Here is a 14,682-nt window from a genome sequence, read left to right as displayed (position 1 = left end):
GCGGTCCTACCGCGTGGTGATCGAACTACGGAAGGCCAGCGGCGAGGCGATCGTCCGGATGGTCTCGCGACCTTCGCCGACGCCGTTGATGGTCACGTCGCCGTAGTTGAGAATACGTCCAAGAATCGACTGGTTGACGTCGACACTTTCGACCTTGTCGAGCGCCATTTCAAAGGTGCGGCGCTTGATGAAGCCGGTCTTATGCACAACCCTGAGGTTGGTGACGTCGGTCTCGGTGGTGAAGCGATGGAACCAGCCCTTCAGGGTCCAGAACAGGGCGGCCAGCGCCACCAGGCCGGAGCCGAACAGGCAGACGATCATCACGCTGTAGATATCGGTCTGCCTGGACAGCACGAACAGGGCGATCGCCACGATCCAGGCCAGAATGGCCGGGAAATAGAAGATCCAGTGCGCATTGGTCGAATACAGCACCCGCTCGCCGGGCTGCAGGATCTCGTCGATGTAACGCGCCATGATCTCGGTTAACCCATACCCCCGGCTGGACCTGAAGCCTGCCCCGCAGGAACCCGCTTGCCCCCGGCCCCGCCCCTCTGTATACGCGCGGTCGGTATCCCCCTGGGCATCCGTCCCAGCGCGGGTCACCATACTGATCCTTATGAAGGAATGCACGCGTCGTCATGAGCCGCCTCGTGATGAAATTCGGCGGCACGTCCGTCGCCAACATCGAACGTATCCGCAACGTCGCACGCCATGTGAAGCGTGAGGTCGACGCCGGCCATGAAGTGGCTGTGGTCGTCTCGGCGATGTCGGGCAAGACCAACGAGCTGGTGGCCTGGTGCACCGAGGCCTCGCCGATGCACGACGCGCGCGAATACGACGCCGTCGTCGCCTCCGGCGAACAGGTGACCTCCGGCCTGCTGGCCATCGTGCTCCAGGGCATGGGTATCCAGGCCCGCTCCTGGCAGGGCTGGCAGATCCCGATCAAGACCAGCGACGCCCATGCCTCGGCCCGGATCGAGGACATCGACGGCAGCGAGATCATCACCCGCTTCAGGGATCGCAAGGAGGTCGCGGTCATTGCCGGCTTCCAGGGCATCGACCCCAAGACCAACCGCATCACCACGCTCGGCCGCGGCGGCTCCGACACCTCGGCCGTGGCGATCGCCGCCGCCGTCAAGGCCGACCGCTGCGACATCTACACCGACGTCGATGGCGTCTACACCACCGACCCGCGAATCGTGCCGAAGGCCAAGAGGCTCGACAAGATCGCATTCGAAGACATGCTGGAACTGGCTTCCCAGGGCGCCAAAGTGCTCCAGGTTCGCTCGGTGGAACTCGGCATGGTCCACAACATGCCGATCTTCGTCCGCTCGAGCTTCGACAAGCCCGAGGATATCGACCCGCATGCCAACCAGCCGCCCGGCACGCTGATCTGCGGCGAGGAGGAGATCATGGAAAACCACGTCGTCACCGGCATCGCCTTTTCGAAGGACGAGGCCCAGATCTCGGTGCGCCAGATCGAGGACAAGCCGGGTGTTGCGGCGTCGATCTTCGGCCCGCTCGCGGATGCCAATATCAACGTCGACATGATCGTTCAGAACGTGTCCGAGGACGGCAAGACCACCGACCTCACCTTCACGGTGCCGGCCGCCGACTACAACCGCGCCAAGGACACGATTACCGCCGCCAAGGCCACGATCGGCTATGCCCGGCTCGACACCGCCACCGACGTCGCCAAGATCTCGGTGATCGGCAGCGGCATGCGCAGCCATGCCGGCGTCGCCGCCCAGGCGTTTTCGGCCCTCGCCGGACGGAATATCAACATCCGGGCCATTACAACCTCCGAGATCAAGTTCTCGGTTTTGATCGACACGGCCTATACCGAGCTTGCGGTGCGCACGCTGCACACGCTCTACGGCCTCGATCAGGCCTAAAGCGCGGTCGTCTCGCTTCAGGCTACCGTTTGAGCATGGTCTTTCCGGAAAAGCGTTTCGCAGTTTCCGGACCATGCCTGGACTAATTTTCTCTTAGCGGTCGCAGCAAACGCGAAGGTGTACACACCTTCGCGTTTGGCAGGCGTTTTGCTTGGCAAAACAAGCCTCAATTCGCTATACGGCGAATAGGGTGGGCTGCCGCAGACTGTGTCCCAGTTCAGGCTGCTGATTCGGTGCAAGCAGTTGTTTGCGCCTGAGCCGGACAGACAATTTGATTGTTTTTCTGGAATTCTAGGCCAGCCGCCGGCCATTATCGCCGGGTCGGGCAGACGGAGGAGATTGACGGTTCATGCGGAGCGCGTCGGGAGGTCCCCGCGTCTTGTTGAGACGGCTCCGCGAAACCATGGCGGAGCAGGTCTCGGCCCAGGAGCGGCTGGACAAGATCGTGGTGCTGATCGCCGCCAACATGGTGGCCGAGGTCTGCTCGGTCTATGTGCTGCGCATCGACAACACCCTCGAGCTCTACGCCACCGAAGGCCTCAACCGCGAGGCCGTGCACCATACCGTGCTGAGCGCCCATGAGGGCCTGGTCGGCCTCGTCGCCAGCGAGGCGACGCCGCTCAATTTGAACGACGCCCAGAGCCATCCCGCCTTCTCGTTCCGCCCGGAGACCGGCGAAGAAATCTACCACTCCTTCCTCGGCGTGCCGATCCTGCGCGCCGGCAACACGCTCGGCGTGCTGGTGGTGCAGAACCGCGCCAAGCGCACCTATGTCGAGGAAGAGCTCGAGGCGCTGCAGACCACCGCCATGGTGCTGGCGGAGCTGATCGCGTCGGGCGAATTGTCCGCCCTCGCCCAGCCCGGCGCCGAGCCGGCCGCGCGCCATTCGACGCAAAAGGCCGGCGCGATCCTCTCGGAAGGCATCGCGCTCGGCCACGTCGTGCTGCACGAGCCGCGCGTCGTCATCAAGGACTACATCGCCGAGGATCTGCCGAAGGAGATCAAGCGGCTCGACACCGCGCTCGCCAAGCTGCGCTCGGATCTCGACCGGATGCTCGAGCGCGGCGACGTCGCCGAGGGCGGCGAGCATCGCGACGTGCTCGAAGCCTACCGCATGTTCGCCAACGACCAGGGCTGGTCGCACAAGCTGCACGAGGCGGTCGCGACCGGCCTCACGGCGGAAGCCGCGGTCGAACGCGTCCAGTCCGACACCCGCGCCCGCATGCTGCGCGTGACCGATCCCTATTTGCGCGACCGGCTGCACGATCTCGAGGATCTCGGCTATCGCCTGATGCGGCAGCTGGTTGGCCAGGACCATGCGCCCTCGCGCGAGCAGATGCCCGACAATGCCATCGTCATCGCGCGCGCGATGGGACCGGCGGCGCTGCTCGACTACGACCGCAAGCGCCTGCGCGGCATCGTGCTGGAGGAAGGCACCGCCAACTCCCACGTCTCGATCGTGGCACGCGCGCTCGGCATTCCCGCCGTCGGCGAGGTGCCGAACGCGCCCGGCATCGCCGACCCCGGCGACGCCATCATCGTCGACGGCACCTCGGGCGCGATCTATGTGCGGCCCTCGCAGGAAGTCGAGGCGGCCTATGCCGAACGCGTGCGCTTCCGCGCCCGCCGCCAGGCGCAATATCTGGCGCTGCGCGACCGCCCCTGCGTCACCAAGGACGGCCAGAAGGTCGAGCTGCTGATCAATGCGGGCCTCGCCATCGACCTGCCGCATATCGAGGACACCGGCAGCGCCGGTATCGGCCTGTTCCGCACCGAGCTGCAGTTCATGGTCGGCCAGAGCCTGCCGCGCACCAGCGACCAGCTCGCGCTCTATCGCGCCGTGCTGGATGCCGCAGGCCAGAAGCCCGTCACCTTCCGCACCCTCGACATCGGCGGCGACAAGGCGCTGCCCTATATGGAGACGGTGATCGAGGAGAATCCCGCGCTGGGCTGGCGCGCGATCCGGCTCGGGCTCGACCGTCCCGGCCTGTTGCGCGGCCAGATCCGCGCGCTGCTCCGCGCCGGCGGCGGCCGCGCGCTGCGCATCATGTTCCCGATGATCTCGGAGGTCGCCGAGTTCGATTCCGCGAAAGCGCTGGTCGAGCGCGAGCTGACCTATCTGCGCCAGCATGGCCACACGTTGCCGGAGCGCATCGACATCGGCACCATGGTCGAGGTGCCGGCGCTGCTCTATCAGATGGATGAGCTGCTGAAGAAGGTCGACTTCATCTCGGTCGGCTCCAACGATCTGTTCCAATTCCTGTTCGCGGTCGACCGCGGCAATGCCAAGGTCTCCGAGCGCTTCGACACCATGTCGACGCCGATCCTGCGGGCGCTGCGCGACATCGCCCGCAAATCGCAGACGGCACAAAAATCGCTGTCGCTCTGCGGCGAGATGGCCTCCAAGCCTATCGGCGCGCTGGCGCTGATCGCAATGGGTTACCGCTCGCTGTCGCTGTCGGCGACCGCGCTTGGCCCGGTCAAGGCGATGGTGATCGACCTCGACGCCAAGAAGGCCGAAGCGATGCTTGGGCCGCTGCTGGATGCGCCGACCGGCAGCGTCTCGATCCGGCAGAAGCTGACGGAATTTGCCGAGGCCGAAGGCCTGGCGTTGTAGCGGGCCTGCCGCCCGTCTGCGCCGCCTCGCCTCCCTCCGCCTTTTGAGACCAAACCGATGTCGTCACTCCCCGAAGCCAAACTGGACGTTCTGCTCGCGCATCATGCCTCCCTCGAGGCCGAATCGCTGGGCCAGCTCTCCTCCGAGCGCTATGTGCAGGTCACGCGCGAGCTCGCCGAGATCACCCCGCTGATCGAGGCGGTGAAGACTTATCGTGCTGCCGTGAAAGAACTCGCCGACACCGAGGCGCTGATCGCCGATCCCGCGACCGATGCCGAGATGCGCAGCATGGCGGAGGCCGAGCGCGACGAGCTCAATCCGAAGATCGAGGATCTGGTCCAGAAGATCCGTGTCGCGCTGCTGCCCAAGGACGCCATGGACGACCGCAACGTCGTGCTCGAAATCCGCGCCGGCACCGGCGGCGACGAGGCCTCGCTGTTCGCCGGCGATCTGTTCCGGATGTACGAGCGCTTTGCCGCCTTGCAGGGCTGGAAGGTCGAGGTGATCTCGGCGAGCGAAGGCACCGTCGGCGGCTTCAAGGAAATCATCGCGGAAGTGCAGGGCCGCGGCGCGTTCTCCAAGCTGAAATTCGAGTCCGGCGTGCACCGCGTGCAGCGCGTGCCCGACACCGAAACGCAGGGGCGCATCCACACATCCGCCGCCACCGTCGCGGTGCTTCCCGAGGTCGAGGACGTCGACGTCGAGATCAAGAATGACGATCTGCGCATCGAGACCATGCGCGCGCAAGGCGCAGGCGGCCAGCACGTCAACAAGACCGAATCGGCCATCCGCATCACCCACATCCCGACCGGCATCGTGGTGATGATGCAGGACAGCCGCTCGCAGCATAAGAACCGCGCGTCTGCCATGAACATCCTGCGCTCGCGCATCTACGACGCCGAACGGCAGCGCGTCGACGCCGCGCGCTCGGCCGAGCGCAAGGAGAAGGTCGGCTCCGGCGATCGCAGCGAGCGCATCCGCACCTATAATTTCCCGCAAGGACGCGTCACCGACCACCGCATCAACCTGACGCTCTACAAGCTGCCGCAGGTGATCGCCGGCGAAGCGCTCGGCGAATTGACCGATGCGCTGACCACCGAGCACCAGGCCGCACAGCTCGCCGCGCAGGGCGCAGCGGCGTAAGCCTCAGCGCAGCTTGATCAGCGCGTTATAATCAGCGCGTCTTGGCCTTAAACGATCGCAGGATCTTGGCCAGCGCGGGTGCGGCGGCACTCAACTCGTCCAGATGGATGCGCGACAGCGAGCGCAGCTTCTGCTCGCCCTTGGCCGTCAGCCTGACCAGGACGCGCCGCGCATCCTCGGGATCGGCCTCGCGGCCGATCAGCTTCAGCTTCGCCATGCGATCCACGAGTTCGACGGCGGTGTGGTGCCGGATCAGGAGAAAGCCGGCGATGTCGCCGACGCTGGCGCCGTTGGGGTCGGCCAGTCCCTTGATCGCCAGCAGCGCCTGATGCTGCTGCGGCGTCAACCCGGCGTTCTGGGCCGCCGTCTCGCTGAAGGCCAGGAAGGTGCGGAGCTGATAGCGGAATTGCGCCAGTGCCGTGTAGTCGGCCTCGCGCATCGCGCCGCCCTTCGAGGGCGCCGCGGAGGCCGCGCGTCCCGTCTTCCGCTTTGAGTCAGCCATTCCCTGCCTTCGACGTCGCGCCCGCCGATGGCGCGGGCGCCGCCGAGATTAGCAAGGAAGGCGCGGCGGAACCAACCGACGCTCGGCGCGGATGCACACATATCGGCGGCCTTGCAGGCCAGCCTATTCGAAGCTGGACAGCAGGATTTTCACCAGGATGACCTGAAACGCGATCGGGATGCGGACGCTCTTCCGCCGGATCGAGCGCTGCAGGGCACCGGCGATCTCCGCGCTGGTCAGCGCGCCGGCCGATGCGTTGGCAATCAGCTCCGCCCACATCTGCGACAGCGAGCCGCCGGGCGCAATCACCGGCTTGATGGTGACGCCGCAGCCCTGCGCCCAGTCGACGATCTCCCGCATCGTGTGCGGGCCGCAATTGCGCGCGGTGGCGAGACGCTCGGCCGTCAACGCGCGCAGCAGTTCGCGCGAGGGTGACCAATTGCCCTTCGGCGGCTGCTCGCCGATGAGTTCGACCGCGAGCTCCTTCAGGACATTCTGCGCGCGCACGCTCAACCGCTTCATCGGCACCGGCGCGCGCTTCGCCTGACCGGCGCCGACGGCCGGTCCCCGCTCGCCGGCCGGCCGGCCGCGCAGGTCGTTGTCCTCCACCGGCCACGCCGCCTCGGGCCGCTCCGCCTCCTGCGGCCAGGATCGTCGCTTCCGGCGACCCGCCACTATCGTCTGCCGCGCCATCTCTCTCGCCGAACCCGTCATCCTCGTACTCACAAAGACTAATATATATCGTGATCCGATATGTTTTCACGACATAATTTTCGTCGTTCGACCAAAGGCGAAATTGACAGAAGGCCTTCACAAGCAATGCTTACGTCCAAGAGCTACACGCGGATGTGACGTGCCCGGCGCGGGCCGGCCTTAAGAGGCCGGCCGCCGCCGGACAGGTCGTGTTTTGCCTGCAAACAAGAACGATGTTCGGAGGAAACGACCATGACTGACGATCTCATTCGCCGCGGCCTCTCGCGCCGTGGCCTGCTCCAGACCACGGCGGGCCTCATCGGCGGCTCGATGCTGCCGGCGATGCCGGCCTTTGCCGAAGACAAGCCGGCGATCGGCTCCTTTCCCACGGGCGTGTCGGGTTCCACCGCCTTCATCGGCATCTCGGTGCCGCGCACCGGAACCTATGCCGTGCAGGGCGAGGACGAGCTCAAGGGCTATCAGCTCGCGATCGAGCACATCAATGAAGGCCACGAGCTGATGAAGAAGATCTCGCCCAAGACCAGCAAGGGCGTGCTCGGCAAGGAGCTGAAGTTCGGCGTCGCCGACTCCGCGGCCAAGCCGAACGAAGCGGTGCAGGCGCAGCAGCGCTTCATCAGCGAGAACAAGGCGATCATGATCACAGGCGGCACGTCGAGCGCCGTTGCGGTCGCGTTGAACAAGCTCGCCCAGCGCGAGCACGTGCTGTTCGTCTGCGGCATCTCCGGATCGAACGACACCACCGGCAAGGACTGCGTGCGCTACGGCGTGCGTCAGAACTTCTTCGGCCAGACCGCCGCGGCCGCGATCGGCCCCGTGATGGTGCGGGAGTTCGGCAAGGGCAAGAAGGCCGCGTATCTGACGCCGGACTACACCTACGGCCACACCGTCACCAAGTCGATGCAGGACTTCCTCGCGACCGCCGGCTGGACCACCGTGACCAACCAGGTCGCCCCGCTTGGCGCCCCTGATTATTCCTCCTATCTGCTGAACGTCGCCAACTCCGGTGCGGACGTGCTCATCAACGTCAACTGGGGCCACGACGCGGTACTGTCGACCCAACAAGCAAAACAGTTCGGCGTGCTCGACAAGATGAAGCTGGTCGTCCCCTACCAGGTGCCGTTCATCGCGCGCGAGACCGGCGGCCTGATGCAGGGCGTCTATGCCGCCACCGATTATTGGTGGACGATCGAAGACAAGTTCCCGCTGGCCAAGATGTTCAACGAGGCCTTCGAGAAGAAGTACGGCTACAAGCCGGAATGGGGCGCCGAGAACGCCTATGTCAGCTTCGCGCACTGGGCCCACATGTGCGAGCAGGCCGGCAGCTTCAATCCGCCCGACGTGATCAAGGCCTATGAGAAGGGCGAGACGATCCCCTCGCTGGTCGGGGACGTGCATTACCGCCCCGAGGATCACCAGTGCGTTCGCCCGGTGATCATCGTCAAGGGCAAGCAGCAGAAGGACATGAAGAACAAGGAAGACTGGTACGACGTCGTCGAGATCGTCCCGGGTGAAGGCCTGATGCAGAAACCGGACGCGTTCGGCTGCCATCTCGGCGACTACACCTGAGCACGCGCTAACCCCTGTGACGCCGTAGGCCCTACTCTGAACCTGCGGCGTCACCTTTTTGACGCAAGCTCATCGCGCGTCACAACAGCGATCGTCGCATGATTAGTTGGCCCAACCTCGTTTCGCAGCTTTTCAACGGGCTCGCGCTCGGCGCCCTGCTCGCGCTGATCAGCTCCGGCCTGACCATCATCTACGGCACGCTCGGCGTGCTCAACCTCGCGCACGGCGCGATGTTCATGATCGGCGGCTATGCCGGCTTCGTCACCTATCAGTACACGGAATCGTTCATCCTCGCCGTGATCGCAGGCTCGCTGTTCGTGATGCTGCTCGGCGTCGTAATGGAACGCGTCATCATCCGCCATTTCTATCATCGCCCGCACGAGGATCAGTTGCTCGTGACCTTCGGGCTCGGCATCTGCTTCGTCGAGCTCGTGCGCCTGATCTTTTCCAGCCAGTCGCAATTGGTGCCGCCGCCGGCCCTGTTCCAGGGCATCACCAATCTCGGCTTCATGTTCTATCCGACCTATCGCCTGGCCGTGGTCGGCATCGTGGCAATCGCGCTGGGCGCGCTGTTCATCATTCTCTACCGCACCCGGCTCGGCATGATCGTGCGCGCCGGCATCGAGGATTCGGTGATGGTCGATTCGCTCGGCATCAACGTCTACCGCGTCTTCATGATCGTGTTCGGCATCGGCGCGATGGCCGCCGGCTTTGCCGGCATCGTCAACGCGCCGGTGGTGTCGCTGACACCGGGTATCGGCGACGACATCCTGGTCCAGACCTTCGTGGTGGTGGTGATCGGCGGCGTCGGCTCGTTCCCCGGCGCGATCCTCGGCGGCCTGATCGCCGGCGAGATCATCAGCGTCACCTCCATGTTCAACCCCGGCTACGCCTATGTGATGCTGTTTGCGGCGATGACGCTCGTGCTCGTGGTGCGACCGCATGGCCTGCTCGGCGTGCAGGGCCGCGAATAAGTGATCCGCTGATGCTCAAGCAACGCCCGTTCCTGATCGAGACCCTGACCGCCATCGGCCTGATCGTGGCTCCCTTCGTGCTGCCCCATCTCGGCTTTGCGCCGAACACGGTGAACCGGATCCTGGTCTGGGGCCTGTTCGGCCTCGGCTTCGACATCCTGTTCGGCTTCACCGGTCTCTTGTCGTTCGGCCAGTCCGCCTTCTACGGCACCGGCGGCTTCGTCGCCGCTTACCTCTTGACTCGCGCCGGCTTCAGCAACGTGCTGGGCGCGCTGGTCATCGGCATGATCGCAGCGGCGGCGACCGGCTATCTGATCGGCCTGATCGCGCTGCGCCGCACCGGCATCTACTTTGCCATGATCACGGTGGCGATCGCGGAAGTGTTCTTCTTCGTCGAGTTCAATCCGCTCTCGGATTTCACCGGCGGCGAGAACGGCCTGCCGGGCGTGCCGACCCCGAGCTTCAATCTCGGCTTCACCACCATCCACTTCACCAATGGCTGGTCGCTCTATCAGTTCATCGCGCTGTGCTATTTCATCGGCGTCATCATCGCACTCAGGATCGTGCGCTCGCCGGTCGGGGCGATTCTGAGCGCGATCCGGGACAATCCGCTGCGCGCCACCGCCGTCGGCCACAACATCCACGGCTACAAGCTGACCGCCTTCGTGATCGCCGCGGCCTATGCGGGCTTCGCCGGCGGCCTGCTCGGCGTGCTCCAGGCCTTCATGCCGCCTGACGCTTTCACTTTCGACACCTCCGGCCAGCTCGTGATGCAGACCGCCATTGGCGGAAGGGGCACGTTGTTCGGCCCGCTGGTCGGCGCCACCGTCTGGCTGTTCCTGCAGGACTTCCTGCAGTCCGCGCTTGGCCTGGGCGCCGCCTGGAAGCTCGTGCTCGGCGTCGTGTTCGTGTTGCTGGTCTGCTTCCTGCGCGGCGGTATCATCGGCGGCCTTGTCGATCTCTACGGCCTCATGTCCGGCAACCGAGCCCGGAAGTCTGTGGAGACGGAGGAGGCCGAGGTCGAAGCGCCGCACCTGGTCCCGCCTGCACCGATGCGGGCCAAGGAGGTCGAGCATCCCGTCTATTCCGGCCCCATCCTCAAAGCCACTGGTCTCACCAAGCGCTACGGCGGCCTCGTCGCCAATAGCGACATCGATTTCAGCGTCAATCAGGGCGAGCTGCGCGGCATCATCGGCCCCAACGGCGCCGGCAAATCGACCTTCTTCAAGATGCTGACCTGCGAGGTCGCACCGACCTCGGGCCAGATCATGTTCGAGGGCCGCGACATCACAGGACTGAAGGTCACCGAAGTCTGCCAGCTCGGCTTGACCAAGAGCTACCAGGTCAATCAGCTCTTCACGGGTCTCACGGTGCGGCAGAACCTGACGATCGCAGCACTCGCAGAGCTGCGCGGAAAGTTCCGGCTCGACCTGTTTCGTACGCTCGCCGGCGTCAAGGGCCTGACGGAGCAGGTGGAGCACACGCTCGCGCTGGTCAATTTGACCCGCCGCGCCGACACGCCCGTGTCGGAGCTCGCCTATGGCGAAAAACGCAGGCTGGAGATCGGGCTTGCACTCGCGACATCGCCGCGCCTGCTGTTGCTCGACGAGCCGCTCGCCGGCATGAGCCCGCGCGAGCGGGTCGAGACCGTGAAGCTGCTCAAATCGATCGCGCGCGGACGCACCATGATCATCATCGACCACGACATGGATTCGCTGTTCGAGCTGGTCGAGCGCGTGACGGTGCTGCAGGAGGGCCGCGTGCTGGTCTCCGGAAGCCCAGAAGAAATCAAGACCAACGCCGCGGTGCAGGAAGCCTATCTCGGCGGCGTCCACGGAGAGATCGCCGCATGAGCCTGATCGAGGTCAACGGCCTGAACAGCTACTACGGCGACTCGCACATCCTGTTCGACGTCGACATGCATGTCGAACGTCACGAGGTGGTGGCGCTGCTCGGCCGCAACGGCGCCGGCAAGAGCACCACGCTGAAGAGCCTGATGGGCGTGGTGACGCCGCGCAGCGGCAGCGTGAAGTTCGACGGCATCGATATCGCCGGCCGCAGGAGCCACAGAATCGCGCAGGCGGGCATGCAGCTCGTGCACGAGGAGCGGCGCATCTTCGGCAGCCTGTCGGTGGAGGAGAACATCGTCCTCGCCGGCATCACCGCCCCGAAACGCTGGCCGCTCGGCCGCATCTACGAGATGTTCCCCCGGCTGAAGGAGCGGCGCGGCAATCGCGGCACGGAGCTCTCCGGCGGCGAGCAGCAGATGCTCGCAATCGCACGCGCCCTGGTGCGTGATCCCAAGATCGTACTGCTGGACGAACCGTTCGAAGGATTGGCACCCGTCATCGTCCACGATCTCGTCAAGGCCTGCCGCGAGCTCGCGGCCGCCGGTCAGACCATCGTGCTGGTCGAGCAAAATCTTGCGGCAACACTGGCGCTGGCGACGCGGATCTACATCATCAACAACGGCCACATCGTTCACGAAGGGCCGGCGCAGGAGCTCAAGGCCCAGCCGGAATTGCTGCAGCGTTATCTCGGCGTTTAGCTGCCGATCGCGGCGATCATCCGCTTGGCATGCTCGGCGAGCACGGTCATGTCCTCCTTGCGCGTCTGCGCCGGCAGCAGCTCGACGCCGGCCCTGACCGGCATGACGTGCATGTGCAGGTGAAAGACCACCTGCCCGCTGGCCGGCTCGCTGAACTGCTGCAGGATAATCCCCTCCGCGTCGAACGCCTTCATCGCCGCAATCGCAATCCGCTTCGCGGTCCGGGCGACCGCGGCGAGATCATCGTCGGCAATATCGAGGATTCCGCGCGCCGGCGCCCTCGGAATCACCAGCGTATGCCCCGGCGAGCGCGGCATGATGTCCAGGAAAGCGAAGCTGCGATCATCCCTGAATACCTCGAAGCAGGGAATCTCGCCGCGCAGGATCTTCGCGAAGACGTTCTGATCGTCATAGGCCGTCATAGATGCCCTCCTTCGCTGCGCGGTGCGATCAAACGCGCTCCTTTCCGTTGACGCAAGCAATGCCGCCGATCTATCCACGATGCCAGGCAGGATGGTTCCATTGGCGACAGGTTTCGAATCCGGACACAGCATCGAGAGTGCGCGACGCGCGCTCACGGCGCGTCTGCAATCGGCCGGCATCGAAGAGCCCTCCCTCGATGCGCGCCTGCTCGTCGGCGCCGCGCTGGGGCTCGACCTGACCGGCCTGATCACGCAGGCGGCGCGACACCTCACGCCGGAGGAGGCCGCGCGGCTCGAAGCATATGCGCAGCGGAGGCTCGCACATGAACCGGTCGCCCGCATTCTCGGCACGCGGGAATTCTGGGGCCTGCCGTTCCGCCTCTCCGAGGCGACGCTGGTGCCGCGGCCGGACACCGAGACGGTGGTCGAACTGGCGCTCGAGATTTTTCGCGAACACGCGATCGCGGGACGGCGCCCGCGTATCGCCGACATCGGCACCGGATCGGGCGCGATCCTGCTCGCGCTGCTGCACGAGATTCCCGAGGCATTCGGTGTCGGCACCGATCTCAGCCTCACCGCACTCGGCACCGCCAAGGGCAATGCGGCCACCCTCGGCCTCGCCGACCGCGCGGCGTTCGTCGCCTGCTCCTATGCATCCGCGCTTCACAGTCCATTCGATCTGATCGTATCGAATCCGCCCTATATTCCCGCCGGGGAAATTCCGAAACTGAGCCTCGAGGTGCGCGAGCACGATCCGCATCTGGCGCTCGATGGCGGCAATGACGGCTATGACGCCTACCGCGCCCTGATACCGCAGGCGGCCGAGCGGCTCGTGCCCGGCGGCGCCCTGATCGTCGAGGCCGGACAGGGCCAGGCTGACGATATCCAGGCCTTGATGGCGGCCGCCGCGTTATCGATCGACAGGCCGCCCAGGGCCGACCTGGCGGGCATTCCCAGAGCGGTCTCGGCCCGAAAAATGCCCCCATAAAAGCCGGATTGGGCTCGAAAAAACCTCTTGGAATATCCCTTGGGAACGACTACCTTCCCGTCAACACATCGGTGTCGGCCCCGTAGACCTACGGGCGAAAGCCGGGCTCTCAGGCGAGAGCTTCACTGATTTAAGGTTCCAAGCCGCAGGTCCTGTTAAGCGCGATAGCCCATTGAGGTACGCTGCTTTCCGACCGCAACGTGAACGAAAGCCTGATATTGCGCTTGAAGACTTACGCAACAAAGCAGGGCTTGTTTCGGCAGGCGATATGAATGGGTTCGCTGGCAATCAATGCTGGCGGGTGGGGAACGCGTCTTTGTTGAACGCGACGGTCGACGAACATCGGCAGGGTTCAATCCGCTCTTGCGCGCGGTGCGCGTGAGGCATGTGAACCGCTGTCATCAGGTCACTCCTAGCAATCAGTAATGCGTGCAACCTTTAGGGCTGGAATTAAAGGCAGGACATGAGAAACGGTCAGAACAAGCAGCGGATGCGCAACCGCAACAATAATAACAACAACAATAACCGGCGCGGCCAGAACCCGATGACCCGGGTCTACGAATCGAACGGCCCCGACATCAAGATCCGCGGTACCGCCTCGCACATCGCCGAAAAATATCTTCAGCTTGCGCGTGACGCGCGCTCCTCCGGCGACCCGGTTGCCGCCGAAAACTACTACCAGCACGCCGAGCATTATTTTCGCCTGATCGCGGCGGCCCAGGAACAGTTCCGCCAGAACCAGCAGCCGCGCGGCGACGAGCCCATCAGCACCTCGAGCGGTGACGACGGCGAGGACGACGGCGAGAATTTCTCGAATTTCGGCCAGGAGCCCGGCTTCGTTCCGCAGCCGCCGCAGCAGCAACAGCCCTATCAGCGTGACGGCCAGCGCGATCACAATCGTGACTACCAGCAGCGCGACAACAACCAGCAGCCCTATCAGCGCGATCAGCAGCAGCCGCGCGAACACCGCGAACGCGACCATCGTCCGCAGCCGCAATATCAGCAGCACCAGCCGCAGCCGCCGAACCAGCCGCAGCCCGTCATCGCCGATGCCGGCAATGTCGATCGCCTGCCGTCCTTCATCACCGGCGCGCAGCCGCAGACGAACGGCGCTCCGGGTGGCTTCGAAGGCGGCAATAGCGGCGGTGGCGAGCGTTTCCCGCGGCGGCGCCGCCGGCCGCATAACGGCCCGCGCCCCGAGCGCGAGGCTGCTCCTGCCGCGTCCGGCGACGATCTCGCCCCGAGCGAATAAGCCGCCGCCAAATTTCGGATTTACGAAGCATGATCGTCCCGGCCTCGCCGGGACGATTTGT

Annotated in this window: 13 protein-coding genes; 9 read left to right on the top strand and 4 right to left on the bottom strand. The window is 65.0% G+C overall.

Annotation, left to right across the window (positions count from 1 at the left end):
- Positions 1-6 precede the first annotated feature (6 nt).
- Positions 7-474, bottom strand: coding sequence for a PH domain-containing protein (locus tag QA645_RS03225; protein ID WP_254127824.1), 468 nt, complete (start codon positions 472-474; stop codon positions 7-9).
- Positions 475-638: 164 nt separating this feature from the next.
- Here QA645_RS03225 and QA645_RS03220 point away from each other — a divergent pair, with 164 nt between their 5' ends.
- The 3 genes from QA645_RS03220 (at position 639) to prfA (ending at position 5,655) form a co-directional block, all read left to right on the top strand.
- Positions 639-1,895, top strand: a complete 1,257-nt coding sequence (locus QA645_RS03220) for an aspartate kinase (protein ID WP_254127823.1) — start codon at positions 639-641, stop codon at positions 1,893-1,895.
- Between the two features lie 349 nt (positions 1,896-2,244).
- Positions 2,245-4,512 (top strand): phosphoenolpyruvate--protein phosphotransferase, encoded by a 2,268-nt coding sequence (gene ptsP / locus QA645_RS03215; RefSeq protein WP_254127822.1) that lies wholly within the window; start codon positions 2,245-2,247, stop codon positions 4,510-4,512.
- A 57-nt stretch (positions 4,513-4,569) separates the two neighbouring features.
- Positions 4,570-5,655 (top strand): peptide chain release factor 1, encoded by a 1,086-nt coding sequence (gene prfA / locus QA645_RS03210; RefSeq protein ID WP_283048151.1) that lies wholly within the window; start codon positions 4,570-4,572, stop codon positions 5,653-5,655.
- 31 nt (positions 5,656-5,686) lie between these two features.
- Here the strand turns inward: prfA and QA645_RS03205 are convergent, their stop codons facing one another.
- Together QA645_RS03205 and QA645_RS03200 are read right to left on the bottom strand one after the other, a co-directional pair.
- On the bottom strand, positions 5,687-6,157 hold the full coding sequence (locus tag QA645_RS03205) for a MarR family winged helix-turn-helix transcriptional regulator (RefSeq protein WP_283048150.1): 471 nt from the start codon (positions 6,155-6,157) through the stop codon (positions 5,687-5,689).
- 123 nt (positions 6,158-6,280) lie between these two features.
- Complete coding sequence (locus QA645_RS03200) at positions 6,281-6,832, bottom strand: hypothetical protein (RefSeq protein WP_283048148.1); 552 nt, start codon at positions 6,830-6,832, stop codon at positions 6,281-6,283.
- 270 nt (positions 6,833-7,102) lie between these two features.
- On the opposite strand from QA645_RS03200, the gene QA645_RS03195 reads away from it, so the two are divergent.
- The 4 genes from QA645_RS03195 (at position 7,103) to QA645_RS03180 (ending at position 11,959) form a co-directional block, all read left to right on the top strand.
- Positions 7,103-8,437 carry a substrate-binding protein gene (locus tag QA645_RS03195; protein WP_283048146.1) on the top strand — a complete coding sequence of 445 codons (1,335 nt, stop codon included), beginning with the start codon at positions 7,103-7,105 and terminating at the stop codon, positions 8,435-8,437.
- A 98-nt stretch (positions 8,438-8,535) separates the two neighbouring features.
- The gene (locus tag QA645_RS03190; protein ID WP_254127817.1) at positions 8,536-9,411 is read left to right on the top strand and encodes a branched-chain amino acid ABC transporter permease; all 876 of its coding nucleotides are present in this window, start codon (positions 8,536-8,538) and stop codon (positions 9,409-9,411) included.
- An 11-nt stretch (positions 9,412-9,422) separates the two neighbouring features.
- Positions 9,423-11,264: a branched-chain amino acid ABC transporter ATP-binding protein/permease gene (locus QA645_RS03185; protein WP_283048145.1), complete on the top strand. Its 1,842-nt coding sequence runs from the start codon at positions 9,423-9,425 to the stop codon at positions 11,262-11,264.
- Positions 11,261-11,959 carry an ABC transporter ATP-binding protein gene (locus tag QA645_RS03180; protein WP_283048144.1) on the top strand — a complete coding sequence of 233 codons (699 nt, stop codon included), beginning with the start codon at positions 11,261-11,263 and terminating at the stop codon, positions 11,957-11,959. Before QA645_RS03185 ends, QA645_RS03180 begins: the two co-directional genes overlap by 4 nt.
- Here the strand turns inward: QA645_RS03180 and QA645_RS03175 are convergent.
- Positions 11,956-12,381: an HIT family protein gene (locus QA645_RS03175; RefSeq protein ID WP_283048143.1), complete on the bottom strand. Its 426-nt coding sequence runs from the start codon at positions 12,379-12,381 to the stop codon at positions 11,956-11,958. The two genes, QA645_RS03180 and QA645_RS03175, sit on opposite strands and share 4 nt — an antisense overlap.
- Positions 12,382-12,472: 91 nt before the next feature.
- Between QA645_RS03175 and prmC the strand changes: the two genes are divergently transcribed.
- Together prmC and QA645_RS03165 are read left to right on the top strand one after the other, a co-directional pair.
- Positions 12,473-13,369 (top strand): peptide chain release factor N(5)-glutamine methyltransferase, encoded by an 897-nt coding sequence (prmC, locus tag QA645_RS03170; protein ID WP_283048142.1) that lies wholly within the window; start codon positions 12,473-12,475, stop codon positions 13,367-13,369.
- A gap of 463 nt (positions 13,370-13,832) precedes the next feature.
- Positions 13,833-14,621 carry a DUF4167 domain-containing protein gene (locus QA645_RS03165; RefSeq protein ID WP_254127812.1) on the top strand — a complete coding sequence of 263 codons (789 nt, stop codon included), beginning with the start codon at positions 13,833-13,835 and terminating at the stop codon, positions 14,619-14,621.
- Positions 14,622-14,682 lie beyond the last annotated feature (61 nt).

This window comes from Bradyrhizobium sp. CIAT3101 (assembly GCF_029714945.1).
Lineage (GTDB): Bacteria > Pseudomonadota > Alphaproteobacteria > Rhizobiales > Xanthobacteraceae > Bradyrhizobium.
Note: the sequence above shows the minus strand (reverse complement) of the source record. Positions and strands in the feature narration are given on the sequence as shown.